Raw genomic sequence first — 18304 nt, forward strand, 5'->3', positions numbered from 1 at the left:
TTTGATATATCCAAAACATATCACAAAAGACACTTCCATATATTGGACGGATGGGGAGGAGAGTGCAATCATAAGCGTCACCTTTTGATTTGCTCCAAATGAGGTCGCAAATGGCTGTTTCTCGGGAAAATGCCCCGGAAGCACATTCCGCAGTTTCTGAAAGTGCTGCTGATACGGCGATATCTGATGCGTCGCATGATATTCGTTCGCTCAGCCCGCTCGCGTCCACCAACGTCGCCGAAACCGATGATCCCGTGGGGATTATGCCGGGATCGGGTGCGTTTCGCCGTATCAGCATTGCACTGTTTCTGGCAGGCTACGCGACCTTTTCGCTGATTTACTGCGTGCAGCCGCTTTTGCCGGAGCTCTCCGGGCATTTCATGGTCGGGCCTGCGGAAAGCTCGCTTGCGCTGTCTCTGACGACCGGATTTCTTGCCTTTGCCATTTTGCTGGCCGGTGCAGTATCCGAGGCCGTCGGGCGCAAGCAATTGATGCTGATTTCCATTTGTGTCGCGTCGGTTCTGAACCTGATTGCACCGTTTCTGTCTGACTGGCATGCGTTCCTTGTGGTGCGCGCGCTTGAAGGCTTGATGTTGGGCGGGGTTCCGGCGGTTGCCATGGCTTATCTGGCTGAGGAAATAGATCCCAAAGGCCTTGGCATGGCGATGGGGATTTATATCAGCGGCACGGCAATCGGTGGCCTGAGTGGCCGTGTTGTGATCGGTTTCCTGACTGATCTGTTTGGCTGGCATGTTGCGCTTGGTGCGATGGGGGCGCTTGGTCTTATCGCGGCCCTTGGATTTGCCATCCTGTTGCCGGCATCACGGAACTTTGTGCGCCGACCGGGTTTTCAGGTGGGCTATCACGTGCGTGCCTGGGGTGGGCATTTGAAACATGTCGGTTTGCCGTTCGTGTTCCTGATCGGTGCCTTTGCCATGGGCTGTTTTGTCACCGTGTTTAACTATGTCGGCTTCAGGCTTTCGGATGCGCCCTATAGCCTTAGTCAGAGCCAGATCGGTCTGATCTTTGTTGTCTATCTGTGTGGCTCAGTAACCTCATCCGTTGCCGGTGCGATGTCAGACAAGATCGGCCGTGGTCCGGTGCTGGTTGCGGGCTTGATTCTGGCCGCTGTTGGTGTCGGCTTGACGGTGGCAGATAGTCTTTCAGTGATTATTGGCGGGATCGTGATCCTGACCAGCGGGTTCTTTGTTGCCCATTCGATTGCCAGTGGCTGGGTCGGGCGGCTCGCCGAAACGGCCAAGGGGCACGCATCGTCGCTTTATCTTCTGGCTTATTATCTGGGTTCAAGCATCATGGGATCGGTCGGTGGCTGGTTCTGGGATCAAGGCGGCTGGAATGCGGTGGCGGGCTTTGCCGGGGTGCTGTTGCTTTGCGGGCTTTTGTGCGGGCTTTACCTTTGGGCGCGCGCGGCACAGGCGGCCCGCCAATCAGAAATGCAAGTCGCTCGAACGGCCTGATCAAAACAAAACCCCCGCCACATTGGACGGGGGTTTTATCTTTTGGAACGGCTTTGGACCGGGCTTAGAGCCAATCAGGGCTCGGCAGGCCTTTTTCCTTAAGGAACGTCGGGTTCCAGAGCTTGCTCTGATAGCGGGTGCCAAGATCACAGAGAATGGTGACGATGGTTTTGCCCGGACCCAGTTCACGGGCAAGACGCACCGCACCGGCAACGTTAATACCCGTCGAGCCACCCATGCACAGGCCTTCTTCCTTGAGCAGGTCAAAGACGATCGGCAGCATTTCTTCGTCCGAGATCTGGAACGGGTGGTCGATTTCGATGCCTTCGAGGTTGGCGGTAATGCGACCCTGACCAATGCCCTCGGAGATCGAGCTGCCTTCGGATTTCAGTTCACCGAACTTGTAGTGGCTGTAAAGCGCGGCCCCCATCGGATCGGCAAGACCGATCTGGATGTTTTTGTTCCGCTCCTTAAGGCCCATGGAAACACCGGCCAGTGTGCCGCCGGTGCCGACCGCACAGATAAAGCCATCAACCTTGCCGTCGGTCTGCTCCCAGATTTCCGGGGCGGTGGTGTCGATGTGACCCTGACGGTTGGCAACGTTGTCGAACTGGTTGGCCCAGATCGCACCATTGGGTTCGGACTGTGCAAGTTCTTCGGCCAGACGGCGGGATACATGCACATAGTTGTTCTGATCACGATAGGGGACGGCAGGTACTTCGCGCAGATCAGCGCCCAGAAGACGCAGCAGGTCTTTCTTTTCCTGACTTTGGGTTTCGGGGATGACGATCACGGTGCGATAGCCAAGCGCGTTGCCAACGGTGGCAAGGCCAATGCCTGTATTGCCAGCGGTACCTTCGACAATAACGCCGCCTGGTTTCAGAAGGCCGCGCGCCTCGGCATCGCGAATGATGGCAAGTGCAGCACGGTCCTTGACCGACCCGCCCGGGTTTGCGTATTCCGCCTTGCCAAGAATGGTGCAGCCCGTCAGCTCGGAAACCTTTTTAAGCTTCACAAGCGGGGTGCGGCCAATGGCTTCGATGGTGCCATTGCGAATGTCCATGACAGACTCCAAACATGGTAGTTTCAAATGTGTTTGATAGTTGATTGGTCTTTTTGCACACAAAAGTCAAGGCAGTTTAAAAAATAGCACGGAAAGTTTGTGTGATTATTGTTTTTCCCGTCAATTGCGGTGAGCTGTTCAAGCCCCTGAATTCTGCCGAAGTCGATCACGGTTGAGCATCAACCACTGGACCGCGATGGTCGTCATTGCATTGCAGAGTTGTCCATTCTGCAACATGGCAAAGCATTCTTCCGCCGATACGGTGAAGACCCGAATGTCTTCGCCTTCATCGGCAACACCGTGCAATCCGCCGACATTGGTGGTGTCGACCTGTCCATAATACAGGGTGACGGTTTCACTCGAGCAACCCGGTGTTACGTAATAGTGCGATATCAGTTCCGGCGTCCCGATGATGGTGCATCCGGCTTCTTCATTCGTTTCGCGACGTGCAACGTCTTCGGCCGTTTCGCCGTCTTCGATGATGCCAGCGACGATTTCGGTCAGCCACACGGGCATGTCCGGATTGCCAGCCTGTACTGATATGGTGCCGGGGCGGAACTGTTCAATCAGGACGACTTCATCGCGCACCGGGTCATAGGGTAGGACGGCAACAGCATGGCCGCGTTCGAGAATTTCGCGCTCGAGAATATTGCTTTGGCTGCCGTCAAATCGGTCATGTTGCAGGCGATAGACATCGATCTTGCAATAGCCGTCCCAGGTGCGTTTCTGGTCAATTATTTTAAATTGCATGGGTTTCACAGAGTTTCTCCCGATATCTGCGGTCTTTATGGCGGCAGCGTGCTGATTTGTCATTGTTCTTAATATTCTAGTATGCTTATGTACATTCGGATTTATCTATTGATGGTTGATACCAGACCGTTTCCATGGCGGGATGCCCTTCGTCGGGGTAGGGGCGCCATCCGCTGGTTTCAATTGTATCAGAACTGGTGTAACCTTTTGGATATGTCGGGCACGGAAACAAGTCGCAAATAACTGTGCTTTAATTCAGGGTTTAGTGTCTTGGGGGATACAGGACGTTGATGCGGTTCGAGCCAACGGAAATCGCACGTCTGTATGGGCGATCACGTGTAGGTGTTGTTGTACACAAGGATCTTGAAGCTGTGTATGTCAATGATGCCTATGCGAAAATGCTGGGCCGTCGAGATGTTCGCGACTTCATGAGCGAACCCGATATGCACCAGTATATTCCGCCAAGCTTCCATCACGAGGCGGACAAGCTTTCGGAGAATTTCCAGAACAGCAGCGGCTTCCACGGCTGGAAGAAGGTCTATAACATCCGGACGGACGGTACCCCGGTCTGGATGGAAATCAGCGACGAAACCGTCGAGTGGGAAGATGGTAACGCGGTTCTGACCACAGCCCAGATGATCGACAATGGCACGACTGCGATGCAGGTCGACCATATGCTGGGCCGGTCCTTTATCGGTGTCATGGTCCATCGCAACATGACAGCCCTTTACGTGAATGAAAGCTTCGCCCGTTTGATGGGGGCGAAAAGTGCCAGTTCGTTCATGGAAAACCCCAATATCCTGCGCTTTATCCCCGAAGAAAACCGACCGCGTGCGATCAAACATGTTGCCGCCATCCTCAATGGCGAGCGGCGTGGCGACCGGCATCGGGTGCGTGATCTTTTGGATGATGGCAGTTCGGTTTGGCGGGATCTGACTGATGAGCGCATTCTTTGGCATGACGGGAAGCCCGCCATTTTGACGACCGCGCATGATGTCCGCGATGAAGTCGAGATGCATCAGCAGCTTGTCCGCGCCAAGGCAAGTCTTGAGCAGGCGGTCACCGAAGTCATCCGGATGGTGCCATCGGCGGTGGCGATGCTTGATGACAATCTTGAAGTTGTTCATTTCAATCACGAATTTTCCCGGCTGTTCGGTGGCGAGAAAACCGATGATGACAGTCCCGGTTTTGATATTTCGGCGTTGCATGAATGTTGTGCCGAGATGAAGCGAAACGGCCATGGTCATGCGACGCTTGATGAGATGGAAACACCATCAGGGCGGTTGGCCGATATCCGCATGAACATGATGGATGATGGTGGTGTGATGGTTTCGGCCACTGACATCACTGATCACAAGCGCAAGGAACAGATGCTGGATACTTTGGCATCGACTGATGCACTTACCCGCGCACTTAATCGGCGCGGCTTTGAAAGTGCGGTCAGCCGGTTACGTGAGATTCGCCACCTTAAGGATAAAAGCTGGATATTTGGTCTGATCATCCTTGATCTGGATTATTTCAAGAAGGTCAATGACACCTATGGTCATGCAATCGGTGACCGGGTTCTTGAAAAGGTTGCCGATACCCTGCGCCAGGCATTGCGTGACGATGACCTTGTGGTGCGTCTGGGCGGGGAAGAGTTTGCGGTGCTTTTGCCATCGGCAACGGCGGCAGTGACCAAGCGCATTGGCGAGCGGCTGTCGAACATGATCCGCGAGATCAAGGTGCCGATCGACAAGTCCGGCAAGCAGTTCGTTCATGTGACGGCAAGCTTTGGCGCAACGGTCGGCGGCGAGGGACGCCAGAACTTCATCGAGCTGGCAGAGGCCATGAAGGTTGCTGACGCGGCGATGTATGCCGCCAAGGATGCAGGGCGGGATCAACTGATCTTTCGCTTTCCCGGGGAAGAAGCCGATAGCTGATCGGCTGTTCTTCGATTAATATTCCCACCAAAGTTCCAATCCGTTGCCAAAATCCTTTGGCGATGTGCTTAGCGAGGCGTTGATGCATATTCGTCCCATGACCCCTTCCGATGGGGATCGCGTTGTTGAAATCTATGGCCAGGCGATCAAATCCGGCCATGCCACTTTTCAGGAAGACCCGGGGACTTGGGAAGGCTGGGATCAGGGACATTTGACTGAATGCCGACTGGTTGCCTGTGATGATAACGACAAGGTAATCGGCTGGGCCGGGGTGTCGGGCGTTTCAAACCGATGTGTTTATCGTGGCATTGCCGAGATATCGGTCTATGTCGATCCGGATTGTCAGGGGCAGGGTGTTGGCAAATCCCTTTTGGCGGCCCTGATCAAATCCAGCGAAGAGCACGGCATCTGGTCGCTTGAGGCTGGCATTTTCCCGGAAAATGAAGCCAGCATTGCCCTGCACCGATCCCTTGGTTTTGAAACGGTTGGCCGTAAACGCGGGCTTGGTCGTATGGGCTATGGCCCGATGGCGGGGCTTTGGCGTGATGTCATGCTGTTGCAGCGCCGCAGTCAGGTGGTTGGCGTCGATTAACGTAAAATCTTGTTGCGCAGATTGGTGGCTAGATCGCGTTAATTGCGATTAACACCGTGTTTTTTCGAATTTGTATGTGGCTTGATCAAAAACGCCTTGGGCATGCTTTAAATTCGCGCGGCAATAGGGTAATCAACAGGTCTGGGTAAGTGAGAACCCGTAGACGAAAATTTGCCAGGAGCGCCCCCGTGAACGAGATCCGTAAAATTGCGCCTGTCGCAATCTGGGACAATTTCCAGAAACTTTGCGATACCCCGCGTCCGTCCAACAAGGAAGAAGCTGTTTTGCAGCTTCTCGAAAAGATGGCCGATGACAAGGGCCTTGCGCATTTCCGTGATAGCGGCAGTAACCTTGTTGTATCCGTTCCGGCGACTGCGGGATTTGAAGACCGTAAAATCGTTATTCTGCAGGCCCATGTCGATATGGTGACCCAGGCCAACTCCGGCTCGACCCACAATTTTGATACCGACCCGATCCGCATGGTAATGGACGGCGAATGGATCACGGCCGACAACACCACTCTTGGTGCTGATAATGGCATTGGTGCTGCGGCCATGATGGGCTTCATGACCGAAGACGATCTTGAGCATGGCCCGCTGGAACTTCTGTTCACGGTTGATGAAGAACGTGGTCTGACCGGTGCGATGAACCTTGAGCCGGGCCGGCTGAAGGGTGAGATCCTGCTTAACCTTGATACCGAAGACGAGTATGAGCTTTGTGTTGGCTGTGCTGGCGGTGGTGATCTGGTCGCAAGCTATGAATACGCAGAAGAAGCCGTTGGTGCCGGACAGGTCGCGCGCGAGATTGCGCTGACCGGTTTGAAAGGTGGCCATTCAGGTATCGACATTATTCTGGGTCTTGGCAATGCAAACAAGCTGATGGCGCGTTTCCTGCGCACTGCGATCCGTGATTTTGGTGCGCGCATCGTTGCGATCAATGCCGGCACGGCACGCAACGCCATCCCGCGTGAATCCTTTGCCACCATCGTCCTGCCCGAAGGCAAGGTTTCCGATTTCGAAGCAGCGCTAAGCGCATTTGCAGATGACGTCAAAGACGAAATCGGCGCGATTGAGCCGAACTTCGCCATTCGCGTGACCGAGGCAGATCTTCCTGCCAAAGCGATGAGCGCTAAAGACTCCAAGGCATTCAATAACGCCTGCGTTGGTGCGCCGAACGGTGTTCAGGCCATGAGCACCTCGGTCGAAGGGGTTGTGGAAACCTCGATCAACTTGGCCATCGTCAAGCTTGCTGATGGTAAGGCCGACGTCACCTTATCCGCACGCAGCTCGATCAACTCCGCCCGCGATGCCATGCGCGAAGTGGCAACGGCGGTGTTTGAAAATATCGGTGCGTCGGTTGCCTGGGGCGATGCCTATCCGGGCTGGAAGCCGGATGCCAACAGCGAAGTGGTCAGCCTGATGAAGTCTGTTCACAAGGACATGTTTGGCAAGGAGCCGGAAATTCGCGTTATCCATGCCGGCCTTGAATGCGGGGTACTGGGATCAAAGTATCCGCATTGGGATATGGTTTCGTTCGGTCCGACCATCAAACGTGCTCATAGCCCGGATGAATGCGTGCATGTCCCAAGCGTTGCGCGCTTCTGGGATTACCTTCTGGCAGCGCTGAAGGCGATTCCGGCCAAAGGATAAAACGGATAAGTCCATTTTAGGGCTTGGGGAATTTGATGCGACTGATCGGGTGACCGGTCAGTCGCATTTGTTTTCGGCACACCATGCATCACGGGCTTTAGAACCGTTGCCTGGCACCAGGGCATCCAAATTCACAAAACCGCTTTCGCCAATGCTGGTTTCGATTTCAATCCAGAAACCCTGACTGTCGCCAGCGACATAGACGGTTTCAAACCGGGTGAGGCGACGAATGATGGTGTCATTGACACTTGGTCCGTCGCGCAGGTTCAGAAGTTCGCGATCAACATAATAAGGTTCGCGGTCATCCCCGATGAGGTCCTTGACCTGTTTGGTGATTTCCGTGCCCTGACGGGCGACGATTTCCGGAATGTCACGGGTGACAAAGCCCTGACCCGGGCCAAAGGCGATCAGGGCTGCAAAAATCAGGAAAAAGAGCGGGCTCAGATGCAAAAGGGCATCAAACATGCCCGCACGTTTCCATTCATCGCGGACACGGCGTGCCGGTTGTCCGTCATCAAGGCGGCGCTGGGTCGCGCGCACCTGTTCGGCAAGGACAGAGCGATTGCTGCCAATGAAATCAAGGGCTTGCAGCAATACCGCACGGGCAAGTGGCTTGTTGCCCGACTGCTCAAAGGCATTGGCTTGGGTAAACAACATCTTGGCGTTGCCTTCGGGCGGGAAAGTTCCGCCGCGCATATTGCCAAGAATGGCTTTCCAGGCGGGCAGGAAGCTTTTCCAGCCCCAGAAACCGCGCAGCCAGGTTTTGAAGCTGGCCTTAAGCGCCATGCGCTTTGCGCCCTTGGGGGCAAGGTTGGCCGTTATGGTTTCGATATTGTAGGAATTCAGAAAACCACGCACGACCTTGAATTCGACCTGCCGCGGTTGGGCCGATACGACGCCCGTGACCGCGCACTGAATGAAGCCCTGTGCGTTGGGTTCGGTTTTCTTGGTTTTATGGCGTCTTGCACCGGGATGAATGTTGCTTTTGCGCGCATTGGTTTTGGCCTGCTGTTCGCGATAGGCTTGATTAGCACGCGCAACTTTTTCCTCGGTGCTTTCCTTTGGCTTTTCCTGTTTGCGGCCCGCACCGGCGAAGCCCTGCTTCTGGCGGTTGGCATTCTGCGCACCCGCAGCATTCGGGCCATATCCAGTCGATGTTGATTGCCCGTTGCCAGTATTCCCCGGCTTCTGAGCACTAGACGTGCCATTGCCAGCCTGCTTTGGCGGTTTGCGTTCGCCAATCAGGATTTCATAGGCCTCGGTGATGTCCTTGAACTTGTCTTCCGAGTCCGGATCGGTGTTGCGGTCAGGGTGAAATTCAAAGGCCAGTTTGCGATAGGCCAGCTTGATTTCCTTCGCGCTCGCGCCGGGCGCAATGTTCAGCATGCGATAATAGATGCCGAGGCGATCAGTGCTCATGATTGATGAAAATTCCTGTCAAGACATGCTTTCCGGCGCGCGAAATCAGCCGATAATAATTTTAAAGATGGCATTTCACCATACAATCATAAGGTTGAAATCTTAACACGTTGTCACTTTTGACTAATTGCCATATTTTCAAGAATCACATGAGCACCAAATGAGAACGAACAGGTAGTCGCCTTGAAACTGAAATTCTGGCAACGCAAGTCCAAAGCGGATGACGATATGTCCGATGCGGATGGCATGTCCGCTGGCGTCGCCGAAGGAGAGGCGCCGGAGTTCGAAATGCCGCCGGGACATCATCTTGGTCTCGGAACACGGTTGCGTGCCAAGTGGGAAGGCTATGACGACCCGGTCGAGTATTACCTGCTGCAGCTTGAAATCGATGCCTATGCCGACTGGTTGCGCAAGATGCGTGTCTGGCTGGCGCGCCCGGTCGAGCCGGAGCTAAGCGAGCTTGATTTGGATGAAGAAATCGGTCGCTGGCCGCCGGATCGTATCCGCCTTTACGACAAGTTGTTCGACCATGGCATCATGATGCCTGGCGGGCATGAATATGCGCTTGAACTTGCCAAACCGCTTGCACTCGATGAGACGCTGAGTTGTCTTGAAATCGGTGCGAAGCTGGGTGGCGTTGCGCGTGTGCTTGCCGATCGCCTTGGTGTCTGGGTAACCGCCCTTGAGCCGGATCGGGAACTAGCACTTTTGGGAATGGATCGATCGGTTCATGCCGGTGTTCAGAAGAAAGTCCCGGTCCAGACGTTTGACCCGCTGCAGCCAGACCTTCGCAAGGGCTATTTCAACGTCGTTTATTCCTATGGCGAGCTGTACAAGATCCCGGGGAAGGAAACGTTTCTGGCCGCTTTGGCCGAAACCCTGCGCGAACACGGGCAGCTTTTGATTACCGATTATGTTCTGACGCGCGATCTTGATGAGAATGAGCTGGCAAACTGGGCAAAGCTTGAAGACGAAGAACTGTTCCCTTGGACCGCACAGGAATACAAATCGCGTCTGGGGCAGCTGAAGTTTGACATCCGCATTGCCAAGGATGAGTCGGAAACGCACCTTAAGCATATCAAACTCGCCTGGATGACGATGCTTTCTGACATTCAGAACGCTGGTCTTGACCCCGATATCATGGATTATCTCGAGCCAGAGATGGAAATGTGGATGAATCGCGTAAAAATGCTTGAAAATGGCAGCCTGGCCTTTTATCGGTTCTACGCAACGATCAACTGATCGCTCGGAATTTATGTGCTGCTGGCGACTTGAAGGGGATTTGTTCCACTTTCTGTCGCCGCAACCTGTTTTAGGTGTTGACAGGGGCATGTCGTACTTCTATTTTCCGGCTTCCTCGAAGGGGCCAAGTTTCTAAGGTTTAAGATTATGAAGATCCGGAACTCATTGAAATCCGCGAAGCTGCGGGAAAAAGGCTGCCGTATCGTGCGCCGCCGTGGCCGCGTATACGTGATCAATAAAAAGAACCCGCGTTTCAAGGCGCGCCAGGGTTAATTCCCGGTACCTTGTTCTAAGGTTTTACAAAACGCCGCATCGGTTTATCCAATGCGGCGTTTTGTTTTGTCTGGCTGCTTTTCCTGCGACGCCTGCCGCAGGAAATTGGCCTAGTTTTTCGGATTGGTTGTGAAAAGCTCGGTTCGGGTGTGGCGCCCGCGCAGCAGAACATCACCGGCCTTGCTGACCCGGTCCGGGTTGGCCATCAGATTACGGGTCGTTTCCGAAATCAGGATGTTGGTGCCCAGCACCTTGTTTTCCTGTTCCAGCCGTGAGGCCGTGTTGACAGCGTCACCATGCACCGTAAAGGACAGGCGGGCTTTCGCGCCGACATTCCCGGCCACCATCGAGCCGGTATTAACCCCACAGCGCACCTTGAGCGCAAGACCTTCGAAGGTGCGTTTTTCGACTTCGGTTTGAAGTGCAATAGCGCTGTCGACGGCTGCGTCCGCATGGTTTTCAAGATCATCAAACACGTTGTAGACCGCAAGGATGGCATCCCCCTGGAACTGGGTAATAATGCCGCCATTGCGCTCGATGATCTGGGTCGCGCAATCGAAGTAGTCATTGAGCATTGCAATGATCTGTTTCGGATCAAGGCTTTCGCACATAGATGTAAAACCGACAATATCAACGAACAGCACTGTGGCTTCAGAGGTTTGCGGCGGCAGCACGCCGGAATCATTGCCCGATGCCAGAAGTTTTTTGGCAATTGATTTCGGCACGAACTTACCAAACAGGCTTGTGATGCGTTCGCGGTCGTGAACGGCCATCATCATGTGATTGAATGACCTGGCTGCGTCGTCATATTCGCGAATGCGGCTGCCCTTAAGCTGCGGGATGTCTGAGGTCGCAATGTCTTCGTCTTCAAAGGCGCGCGCTGCACTGGCAAACCGGCGGATCGGTTTGGTGAAGTGGCGCGACAGGATAATCGCAACGATGACCGACAAAACAAACACGCCGCCGCCAAGGACGGATGCCAGAACCAATCGATCCCATTCGTCGTCAAACAGTTCCTCGTCAAAATACATGCCAATGATGACGGGCGATATTGGCGCGGTCAGAACCTGACGCGTGACGATCAGGTGATAGCGGTCATTGTGATCAAGCCCTGCCAAACGGATACCTGTGTGGTGACGGGCATCGTCAGGGTCCAGAGGAATGTTTTCAGATTTGCCAATGTTTGCCAGAACCGGGTCGCCAATATCATGGATCGTGGGCAAGGGGATCGGGCTACGTACAATATCGGCGCTCACCGTTTGTTCATTAACCGTTTTTTGGCTCCAGTTGCGCAATTGTGGGTGTGCCATGACGCGATTACCGCCAATCAGAATAAACGGCGTGCCGGGCAAATCTTCGCGACCGCGGATCAGGCTTTCCGACAGATTGGACAGCGACAGGTACTGGATGAAGGTGCCCAGATAATGTCCGTCATAGAAAAGCGGCACCCAGCTTGTCAGAACCGTGCGGTTAAAGAACGGGTCCCAGCGCGGATAGCCGGTCCGGTTGGTCACCGGCCCGCGGATGTGCGCAAGTTCGGAAAAAAGAATGTCGTCTTCGGGCAGGGTGCGCCTGATTTCGCTCATATCTTCCGGGTTAAAGCCGATGAATTGACGGTCACCGGTCACCAACCCATAGGCCATGACATCCATATCGGCTGCCGCAAGGGCGCGCATGGCATTGGTCCAGCCATATTGGAAACTTGGATCAAGGGCGCCACTTTCCACCTGTTCGGCAACCCAGTCGGAACGTTGGTCAACCTCGCTCATGCGTTCATGCATGGTGCGTTGAACTGATGTCAGGTCAATATCGGCCAGCATCACCCACAAGTTGCGGGTGTTTTCATAGGCCGTTCCAAGACCGACATAAAGGGATAGTCCGACGCCGAAGACACTGGTGGCGATAAAACCGGCAAGCAGTACAGACAGGACAGAGTATCTGCGTTTTGATTTCACTCGGTTTTCTTCCCGAAAAGAGGTTTTCCCCAACCCCGCGCTGATCTTAGCGGCGATCGAACTTGGTTGAAAGGATGATCGAACTTGATGTGCGTTTTATTCCGGCCATGCCGCCGATCCGGTCAAGAACGCCATCAAGCTCCTCTGGCGTGTCGGCAGCGACTTCGGCGATCAGGTCATACTCGCCAGAAACCGCAAGACAGCGAATGCAATGCGGGATTTTCTGAAGCGCGCCAACCACGCCGGCCGACTGCTTTTGTTCAAGCTGGATCATGACTTCGGCAAGCAACACGGGCTTTGCGTGGTCGCCAAGCTGAACGGTGTAACCCTTTATGATCTCGGCCTTTTCAAGGCGCTCGAGACGTTCCTGAACCGCGCTGCGTGACAGGCCGACTTCTCGCGCAAGGGCCGCAGTCGGAATGCGGGCATTTTCCTGCAGGCGGGTGATCAGTCGGCGATCAGTTTCATCTATCTGACGTTTCATCGGTAACGCCCATTAAAATGACGGGTTTTTGTTTTGTTTTAACAGTATTGCCGGGTTGAAAGCGTTCGTCCAGCGGCGGAACATTATTAGGCAAAAACAAAACATGATCAGGGCAGGCGCAGCATCACAGGTGAAACAGTGCTGATGATGTCTGTTCGTTCGGGAGTTAGAGAAAATGAAAAAGATTTTGATCCTCGGGGCCGGGAAAATCGGTCGTATTGCAGCGGTGATGCTTAATGAAAGTGGCGATTATGCGGTCACGCTGGCCGATGCCAGTGGTGATATGCTTGAGATCTGTGCGCAGGATGATGCCGCGACGCTTGTAAAGGTCGATGTCACCGATGAGGCCGCGTTGGTCGAGGTCGCCAAGGGGCATGATGCGATTCTATCGACCTGTCCGTTCTTTCTGAATGTGGCGATTGCCCGCGTCGCACGTGCGGTCGGGGCATCCTATTTTGACGTCACCGAAGACGTTGAAACCACGCGCGCCATTCGCGAAATTTCAAAGGGTGCGGAATGTGCCTTTGTTCCGCAATGTGGGTTGGCGCCTGGGTTTATTTCGATTGCGGCGCACGACCTGTTTAAGCGCTTTGATCGTGTGAACAAGCTTCGCTTGCGTGTCGGGGCCTTGCCGCAAAACCCGACCAACCGTTTGAAATATAACCTGACCTGGTCGACGGATGGCCTGATCAACGAGTATCTCAACCCGTGCGAAGCGATCCTGAATGGCAAGCGTGTCGAAGTGCTGCCGCTTGAAGGCTATGAACGCTTTACCATCGATGGCACCGAGTATGAGGCTTTCAATACGTCGGGTGGGGTTGGGGCCTTGTGCGACATGCTTGAGGGCAAGGTCGATAATCTTGATTACAAGACCGTGCGGTATCCGGGGCATCAGGAAATCCTGAAAATCCTGATTGAGGACCTTCGTCTGGGCGAACGCCCGGATATGATGAAGGAAATCTTTGAAAATGCCCTGCCAATTACCAAGCAGGACGTGATCGTGATCTTCGCCGATGCGGTTGGAACCCAGCGCGGTGAACTGCGCGAAGAAAGCTTTATTCGCAAGGTGCATGGTACGCATGTCGGTGGCAAGGATTGGTCGGCGATCCAGATTACGACATCCGCCGGTTTGTGTGCCGTGATGGATATGGTTCTGACCGGTAAATTGCCAGCATCCGGTTATGTGCGTCAGGAAGAGGTCACACTCGAAGATTTTCTGGCCAACCGGTTCGGGCGATATTTCGGACGTGCCGACTAATCGCGACAAGTGGCGCATTGATAAGCCACTATACAAAGAACCCTTCGGAAACGTTTCCGAGGGGTTCTTTTTGTTTTCAATGTTTTATGTGGCGATTGTTGACCTGAATCGTTGGATGAGGTTCGGCGGTCAAAGCGGCATATCTGCACTGTTTTTCCAAGCATGGAATGGTTGGAAAATTTATGGCAAAGACGTGGTTTGTTAACGCTTCGACCTTATGGTGGGGCGAAATACGGTTTCTCTTGGGTAATAGGTATTCCTTGTCTGATTTTGCCGACATCTACCGTTCTGCTTTGAACCTGTATGAGGCAGGTCGCTATGCAGAGGCAGAAGAATCCTGTCAGCGAATGATCCGTTCATTCCCGCAGGCCGCAGAAGCAATGCATCTGGCAGGCCTCGTCGCCATGCGTCACGGGAACCAGACTTTGGCCGCAGAACGTATGGGCAGAGCCGCGATCGCAGATGCCAATAGTGCCGAAATCCAGCATGACCATGCACAGGCCTTAAAGGCGATTGGCAAGCTTCGTGATGCCGTTGGCGCGTTTAAACGCGCCATTCGCTTGTGTCCGGATGCGCCAGCGCTTTATTGCAATGTCGCTAATACCTATCGCCAGCTTGATGAACTTGATGTGGCGCGTGAGAACTATGAACGCGCGCTTGAGCTCGCACCGGACATTGCCGAAATCCATGCAAACTATGCCGCCTGCCAATATGCAATGGGCGATATTGAAGGCGCTGAAAAGTCCTGTCTGACCGCGCTTAAGATGCGCGATGACATCGTCAATGCGCTGGTCCTGATCGGTCAAATCCGGCTGGATCAAGGACGCACCGTTTCGGCTAGCGAACCGCTGCGCAGGGCTCTCTCGCTGGAGCCCGGGAACCCGCGCGCCTTGACGGCCTATGGCGATGCGCTTTTCCGGCTTGGCCAGTTTGCCGGTGCCCAGCATTGCCTGCGACAGGTTCTTGCCCTTGATCCCGATGATGCCAAGGCGCGCAGAACCCTAGCGCTGCTTAACCTGCGGGTCGGGCAGGGGATTGAGGCCATAGGCGCCCTTGAACCGCTTTTGGCGCGCAATCCCGAAGATCCGCAATTGCTTTTGATGATGGGCGAGGCGCTTAGCCTTGTTGGCCGTCATAGCGAGGCGGTTGAACGGTTCGGGGCTGCCATCGGTGCCGGTGGCGGCGATGATGCGGTATTCCGCCTTGCTGTCGAACTTGCCGAAGAAGGCGATACCGGATCGGCGCAATCGGTTTTGCAGAACGGCATTGATCGCAAGATTGCGGCGGGTGAAAACACCGCCTTGTTCCGTACTGCGCGCCGGTTGTTGTTTGCGCCGGTGCCAACCGACCTTGCCGCGCAAAATGACGAAGTCGTGCGTGATCTTCTTGATGACACGCTGGATGAAGATGCGCTTGAGCCTGATCTTGAATTTGTCGGCACCGATCCGATTGACCCCATTGTATTGACCCGGTTCCCGCCGGTCTGGCGCGCGGCATTGCGACCGGAAGGCGACAAGCAGCTGCGTGCAGTTGGTCATTATTGGGAACGGTTGGTATCGGGATATGACGTGCCGGAAGTCACGGCAGCAACCGCGCGCATTGGCGGCAAAATCCGGATTGGCATCGTTTCAGCCAATATGTGTGACAACGGTATCGGGCGCTGGATCGCAGGCCTTGCCGAGGCGATTGATCGCGACCGCTTTGATGTCACCATCATCCGTCCGCCAACCGGTGAAGATGACATTACTGCGCGCATTGATGAGCATGCCGATCTTGTCGTGCCATTGCCGCTTGATCCCTTGCATTCGGCACGGGTGATTTCAGGGCTTGGGCTTGATGTTCTGCATTATGTCGACCCGCAGGCGGATGCCTATACCATGTTGTTGGCAAGCTGGCGTCTGGCGCCGCTTCAGATTTCCGGTGGCGGGATTGCCGCGACCAGCGGTCTTTCCAATATCGACTATCACCTGATTGCCGAGGATTGGGAAACAGCTGGCGGCGAAAAACGCTTTAGCGAGAAACTGGTGCGCCTTCCGGGGCTGTTTGTGAATGCCAGCCCGCCAGAACCGGTTGAAATGTCGACGACCGAATTGCAGCGTCGTTGGCGATTGGCGCAGGATCGGAATACTTATCTGTGTCCGCAGCCGCTTGATGTCCTGACGGCCGAGTTTGATCCGTTGATTGCGGAAATCCTGCGTCTTGATGAAACGGCAGAACTTCTGTTGATTGCGCCCGAACGTGACAGCTGGGATGCCGCGTGGGGACGTCGTTTCGCGGTTAATCACGCGGACGTCGCCGGGCGGATGCGGTTTGTGGATGTGCGCAACCGCGCCGATTTGCTGTCACTTCTGTGTGCGGTTGATGTCGTGCTGGAAAGCCCGGCATGGAATGATGCGATGCTGGCCTTTGATTGTTTGGGGCTTGGTGTGCCGCTTGTGACCTTGCCTGGTAATGCAGCGCGCTCACGCCGAAGCCACACATGCTATCGCCAGATATCGGTGTTTGATTGTGTTGCCTATCATTCTGCCGATTTCGTTGATACGGCCCTGACACTGGCAACCGACAAACGTCGCCGGTCGGTGGTTTCGCACGCGATCAAGAGCCGTTCACATATCCTGTTTGGTCAGAAGTCATCCTTTGATGCCTATATGCAGTTCCTCGATCGGTCGATCGCGCTGCCAGCGGATAAAGTGATTTAATTTCTGATAGATATCCTTGAAACTACCCAGCCGACCCACACATTCTATGTGGATGTTTGTGCACGGCAGTCATGCCAGTTCCGGTTGAGGTGGTTTTATGGTCTTGCGTTTTTCCAAGGGGCAAATCGTTCGTCTGGTCGTCGCCTTGGTGATTGTGGTTATTGCGATCTGGCAACTCGCACCGCTGACGGTTTCCGACATCCGTCCGAACGGTGTGGTCAATGCCAAGCTGGTGACCATTCAGGCCCCGATCAGCGGGCAGCTTGTTCGTGCCATCCCCGATGTTGGCGAACCGGTTTCTGCCGGATCAATTGTCACGCGCATTACCGACGATACCGAACCCCAGGCGCTGCTCGCCCAGCTTGATGGCGAGTATCAGCTGCTTCGGTCGCGCAAAACCGCCTTGATTGAAAAGCTGTCGACGCTGAATGGCCTGCGCCGTGAACTGGGCGAGCGGGTGCGTGAAATGGTGTCGGGTTCACTCGAAAGCCTGCATTACAAGGTTCTTGAAGCGCAGGCACGTCAGAAAGGCTGGCTGTCGGTCGTCAAGGAACGTGAATTAAGCCTGAGCCGCCAAAATACGCTGCTTGCAGACGGGCATGTTGCACAGGCGCGCGTCGATGAGGCCGAAAGCCTTCTTGAACAGGCAGTGCAAGAGGTCGAACGCGCGCGTGCAGACGAGGAACGCTATCGTAAGGAATCCGGATCGCTTGAGAAGGGGATCTTTATCGGCGATGGTCAGAACGATGTGCCATACTCGCAGCAACGCCTTGATGAGGTTGTTTTGGCGATTGCCGATCTGAATGTGCAACTGACCGAGACCAATGGTCGTATGGCATCCATCGAAAACCAGTTGCGCGATGAAACCGCGCGTGCCGGTCGTCGTGAATCCATGCTGGTTCGAAGCCCGATTGACGGACTGATTTGGCGCCGGATCGCGGCCGAACTGGCAACGGTGACCAAGAATAACGACTTGGCCAAGATTCTTGATTGCTCGGATATTCGTGTTGAAGTCCCGGTGGATGAGAGCCTGTCGGATCGGGTCGCGATTGGCACAACGGTTACGGTGCGCCTGCAAGGATCGCCAGAAGTTTATGACGGGACGGTCAGCGGGGTGATTGGCACGCGTGCTGTGACGCCAGAACTTGAATATGCCGCCTTGCCGCCGCTTTTGAAAAAGGATGAAGTGCTTCTGGTGGTTCAGGTACCCGATGCCGGTTTTGAAGATCGCCCGGAAACCTTTTGCAATGTCGGTCGCCGCGCAGAAGTCAGCATTCCCAGCCGGTTCCACACCTGGTTTGGTGAAAGTGACACGGCAGAATGAACTGGATGGCGCAATTTGCACCCATGGCACTTGTCATCGGTGTCATGATGCTGGCATCGCCATTCTTGCGACGTGATCAGTTATGGGCACGTTGGCTGGTCGTGTTTTTCCTGATTGCGCTGATTGCGCGCTATTTGCCCTGGCGGATTACGGAAACGGTCATACCAGCCGATCTCACCACCTTTCAGTGATGGTG

General features: G+C 54.6%; 16 protein-coding genes. 11 read left to right on the plus strand and 5 right to left on the minus strand.

Annotated features, from left to right (window positions below; all coding sequences use genetic code 11):
- The first annotated feature begins 110 nt into the window (after nucleotides 1–110).
- Entirely contained in the window at nucleotides 111–1478 is a 1368-nt protein-coding gene (locus UF64_RS11970) for an MFS transporter (RefSeq protein ID WP_152630679.1), read from the plus strand.
- A gap of 64 nt (nucleotides 1479–1542) precedes the next feature.
- On the opposite strand, the gene UF64_RS11975 is transcribed toward UF64_RS11970, so the two are convergent.
- Together UF64_RS11975 and UF64_RS11980 are read right to left on the minus strand one after the other, a co-directional pair.
- On the minus strand, nucleotides 1543–2541 hold the full coding sequence (locus tag UF64_RS11975) for a cysteine synthase A (RefSeq protein WP_044828753.1): 999 nt from the start codon (nucleotides 2539–2541) through the stop codon (nucleotides 1543–1545).
- Between the two features lie 138 nt (nucleotides 2542–2679).
- Nucleotides 2680–3291, minus strand: coding sequence for an NUDIX domain-containing protein (locus UF64_RS11980; protein WP_044828754.1), 612 nt, complete (start codon nucleotides 3289–3291; stop codon nucleotides 2680–2682).
- A gap of 290 nt (nucleotides 3292–3581) precedes the next feature.
- On the opposite strand from UF64_RS11980, the gene UF64_RS11985 reads away from it, so the two are divergent.
- The 3 genes from UF64_RS11985 to UF64_RS11995 all read left to right on the plus strand — a co-directional run bounded on the left by UF64_RS11985 (nucleotide 3582) and on the right by UF64_RS11995 (nucleotide 7454).
- On the plus strand, nucleotides 3582–5213 hold the full coding sequence (locus UF64_RS11985) for a diguanylate cyclase (RefSeq protein WP_044828755.1): 1632 nt from the start codon (nucleotides 3582–3584) through the stop codon (nucleotides 5211–5213).
- 97 nt (nucleotides 5214–5310) lie between these two features.
- Nucleotides 5311–5805, plus strand: coding sequence for a GNAT family N-acetyltransferase (locus UF64_RS11990; RefSeq protein WP_235285044.1), 495 nt, complete (start codon nucleotides 5311–5313; stop codon nucleotides 5803–5805).
- Nucleotides 5806–5993: 188 nt separating this feature from the next.
- Entirely contained in the window at nucleotides 5994–7454 is a 1461-nt protein-coding gene (locus UF64_RS11995) for an aminoacyl-histidine dipeptidase (RefSeq protein WP_044828756.1), read from the plus strand.
- A 57-nt stretch (nucleotides 7455–7511) separates the two neighbouring features.
- Here the strand turns inward: UF64_RS11995 and UF64_RS12000 are convergent, their stop codons facing one another.
- Entirely contained in the window at nucleotides 7512–8873 is a 1362-nt protein-coding gene (locus UF64_RS12000; RefSeq protein ID WP_044828757.1) for a DnaJ domain-containing protein, read from the minus strand.
- A 183-nt stretch (nucleotides 8874–9056) separates the two neighbouring features.
- On the opposite strand from UF64_RS12000, the gene UF64_RS12005 reads away from it, so the two are divergent.
- A complete protein-coding gene (locus UF64_RS12005) occupies nucleotides 9057–10115 on the plus strand; it encodes a methyltransferase domain-containing protein (RefSeq protein ID WP_044828758.1) in 1059 nt (352 codons plus the stop codon).
- A 147-nt stretch (nucleotides 10116–10262) separates the two neighbouring features.
- A complete protein-coding gene (gene ykgO, locus UF64_RS12010) occupies nucleotides 10263–10388 on the plus strand; it encodes a type B 50S ribosomal protein L36 (RefSeq protein WP_007090004.1) in 126 nt (41 codons plus the stop codon).
- Nucleotides 10389–10498: 110 nt separating this feature from the next.
- Here ykgO and UF64_RS12015 read toward each other — a convergent pair whose 3' ends face one another.
- Both UF64_RS12015 and UF64_RS12020 read right to left on the minus strand, forming a co-directional pair.
- Complete coding sequence (locus tag UF64_RS12015) at nucleotides 10499–12343, minus strand: adenylate/guanylate cyclase domain-containing protein (protein ID WP_235285045.1); 1845 nt, start codon at nucleotides 12341–12343, stop codon at nucleotides 10499–10501.
- 46 nt (nucleotides 12344–12389) lie between these two features.
- Nucleotides 12390–12827 carry an Lrp/AsnC family transcriptional regulator gene (locus UF64_RS12020; protein ID WP_044828760.1) on the minus strand — a complete coding sequence of 146 codons (438 nt, stop codon included), beginning with the start codon at nucleotides 12825–12827 and terminating at the stop codon, nucleotides 12390–12392.
- A 175-nt stretch (nucleotides 12828–13002) separates the two neighbouring features.
- Here UF64_RS12020 and UF64_RS12025 point away from each other — a divergent pair, with 175 nt between their 5' ends.
- The 5 genes from UF64_RS12025 to UF64_RS19740 all read left to right on the plus strand — a co-directional run bounded on the left by UF64_RS12025 (nucleotide 13003) and on the right by UF64_RS19740 (nucleotide 18299).
- Nucleotides 13003–14085, plus strand: a complete 1083-nt coding sequence (locus UF64_RS12025; RefSeq protein WP_044828761.1) for a saccharopine dehydrogenase family protein — start codon at nucleotides 13003–13005, stop codon at nucleotides 14083–14085.
- Nucleotides 14075–14290, plus strand: a complete 216-nt coding sequence (locus UF64_RS20915; protein ID WP_044828762.1) for a hypothetical protein — start codon at nucleotides 14075–14077, stop codon at nucleotides 14288–14290. The genes UF64_RS12025 and UF64_RS20915 overlap by 11 nt, the downstream gene beginning before the upstream one ends.
- Before the next feature lie 88 nt (nucleotides 14291–14378).
- Complete coding sequence (locus tag UF64_RS12035) at nucleotides 14379–16784, plus strand: tetratricopeptide repeat protein (RefSeq protein ID WP_235285057.1); 2406 nt, start codon at nucleotides 14379–14381, stop codon at nucleotides 16782–16784.
- Nucleotides 16785–16881: 97 nt separating this feature from the next.
- Complete coding sequence (locus UF64_RS12040; protein WP_044828763.1) at nucleotides 16882–18108, plus strand: HlyD family secretion protein; 1227 nt, start codon at nucleotides 16882–16884, stop codon at nucleotides 18106–18108.
- A gap of 5 nt (nucleotides 18109–18113) precedes the next feature.
- Nucleotides 18114–18299 carry a hypothetical protein gene (locus tag UF64_RS19740; protein WP_152630680.1) on the plus strand — a complete coding sequence of 62 codons (186 nt, stop codon included), beginning with the start codon at nucleotides 18114–18116 and terminating at the stop codon, nucleotides 18297–18299.
- Nucleotides 18300–18304: the final 5 nt, after the last annotated feature.

It is taken from the genome of Thalassospira sp. HJ, from assembly GCF_000948415.1.
GTDB lineage: Bacteria > Pseudomonadota > Alphaproteobacteria > Rhodospirillales > Thalassospiraceae > Thalassospira.

What these genes read in the sequence shown, in the direction of transcription:
- UF64_RS11985 (WP_044828755.1), top strand. Translation starts at nt 3,582, where the DNA reads ATGCGGTTCGAGCCAACGGAAATCGCACGTCTGTATGGGCGATCACGT.
- UF64_RS11980 (WP_044828754.1), bottom strand. Translation starts at nt 3,291, where the DNA reads ATGCAATTTAAAATAATTGACCAGAAACGCACCTGGGACGGCTATTGC.
- UF64_RS11990 (WP_235285044.1), top strand. Translation starts at nt 5,311, where the DNA reads ATGACCCCTTCCGATGGGGATCGCGTTGTTGAAATCTATGGCCAGGCG.
- ykgO (WP_007090004.1), top strand. Translation starts at nt 10,263, where the DNA reads ATGAAGATCCGGAACTCATTGAAATCCGCGAAGCTGCGGGAAAAAGGC.
- UF64_RS12040 (WP_044828763.1), top strand. Translation starts at nt 16,882, where the DNA reads ATGGTCTTGCGTTTTTCCAAGGGGCAAATCGTTCGTCTGGTCGTCGCC.
- UF64_RS11975 (WP_044828753.1), bottom strand. Translation starts at nt 2,541, where the DNA reads ATGGACATTCGCAATGGCACCATCGAAGCCATTGGCCGCACCCCGCTT.
- UF64_RS12025 (WP_044828761.1), top strand. Translation starts at nt 13,003, where the DNA reads ATGAAAAAGATTTTGATCCTCGGGGCCGGGAAAATCGGTCGTATTGCA.
- UF64_RS12020 (WP_044828760.1), bottom strand. Translation starts at nt 12,827, where the DNA reads ATGAAACGTCAGATAGATGAAACTGATCGCCGACTGATCACCCGCCTG.
- UF64_RS11970 (WP_152630679.1), top strand. Translation starts at nt 111, where the DNA reads ATGGCTGTTTCTCGGGAAAATGCCCCGGAAGCACATTCCGCAGTTTCT.
- UF64_RS19740 (WP_152630680.1), top strand. Translation starts at nt 18,114, where the DNA reads ATGGCGCAATTTGCACCCATGGCACTTGTCATCGGTGTCATGATGCTG.
- UF64_RS12000 (WP_044828757.1), bottom strand. Translation starts at nt 8,873, where the DNA reads ATGAGCACTGATCGCCTCGGCATCTATTATCGCATGCTGAACATTGCG.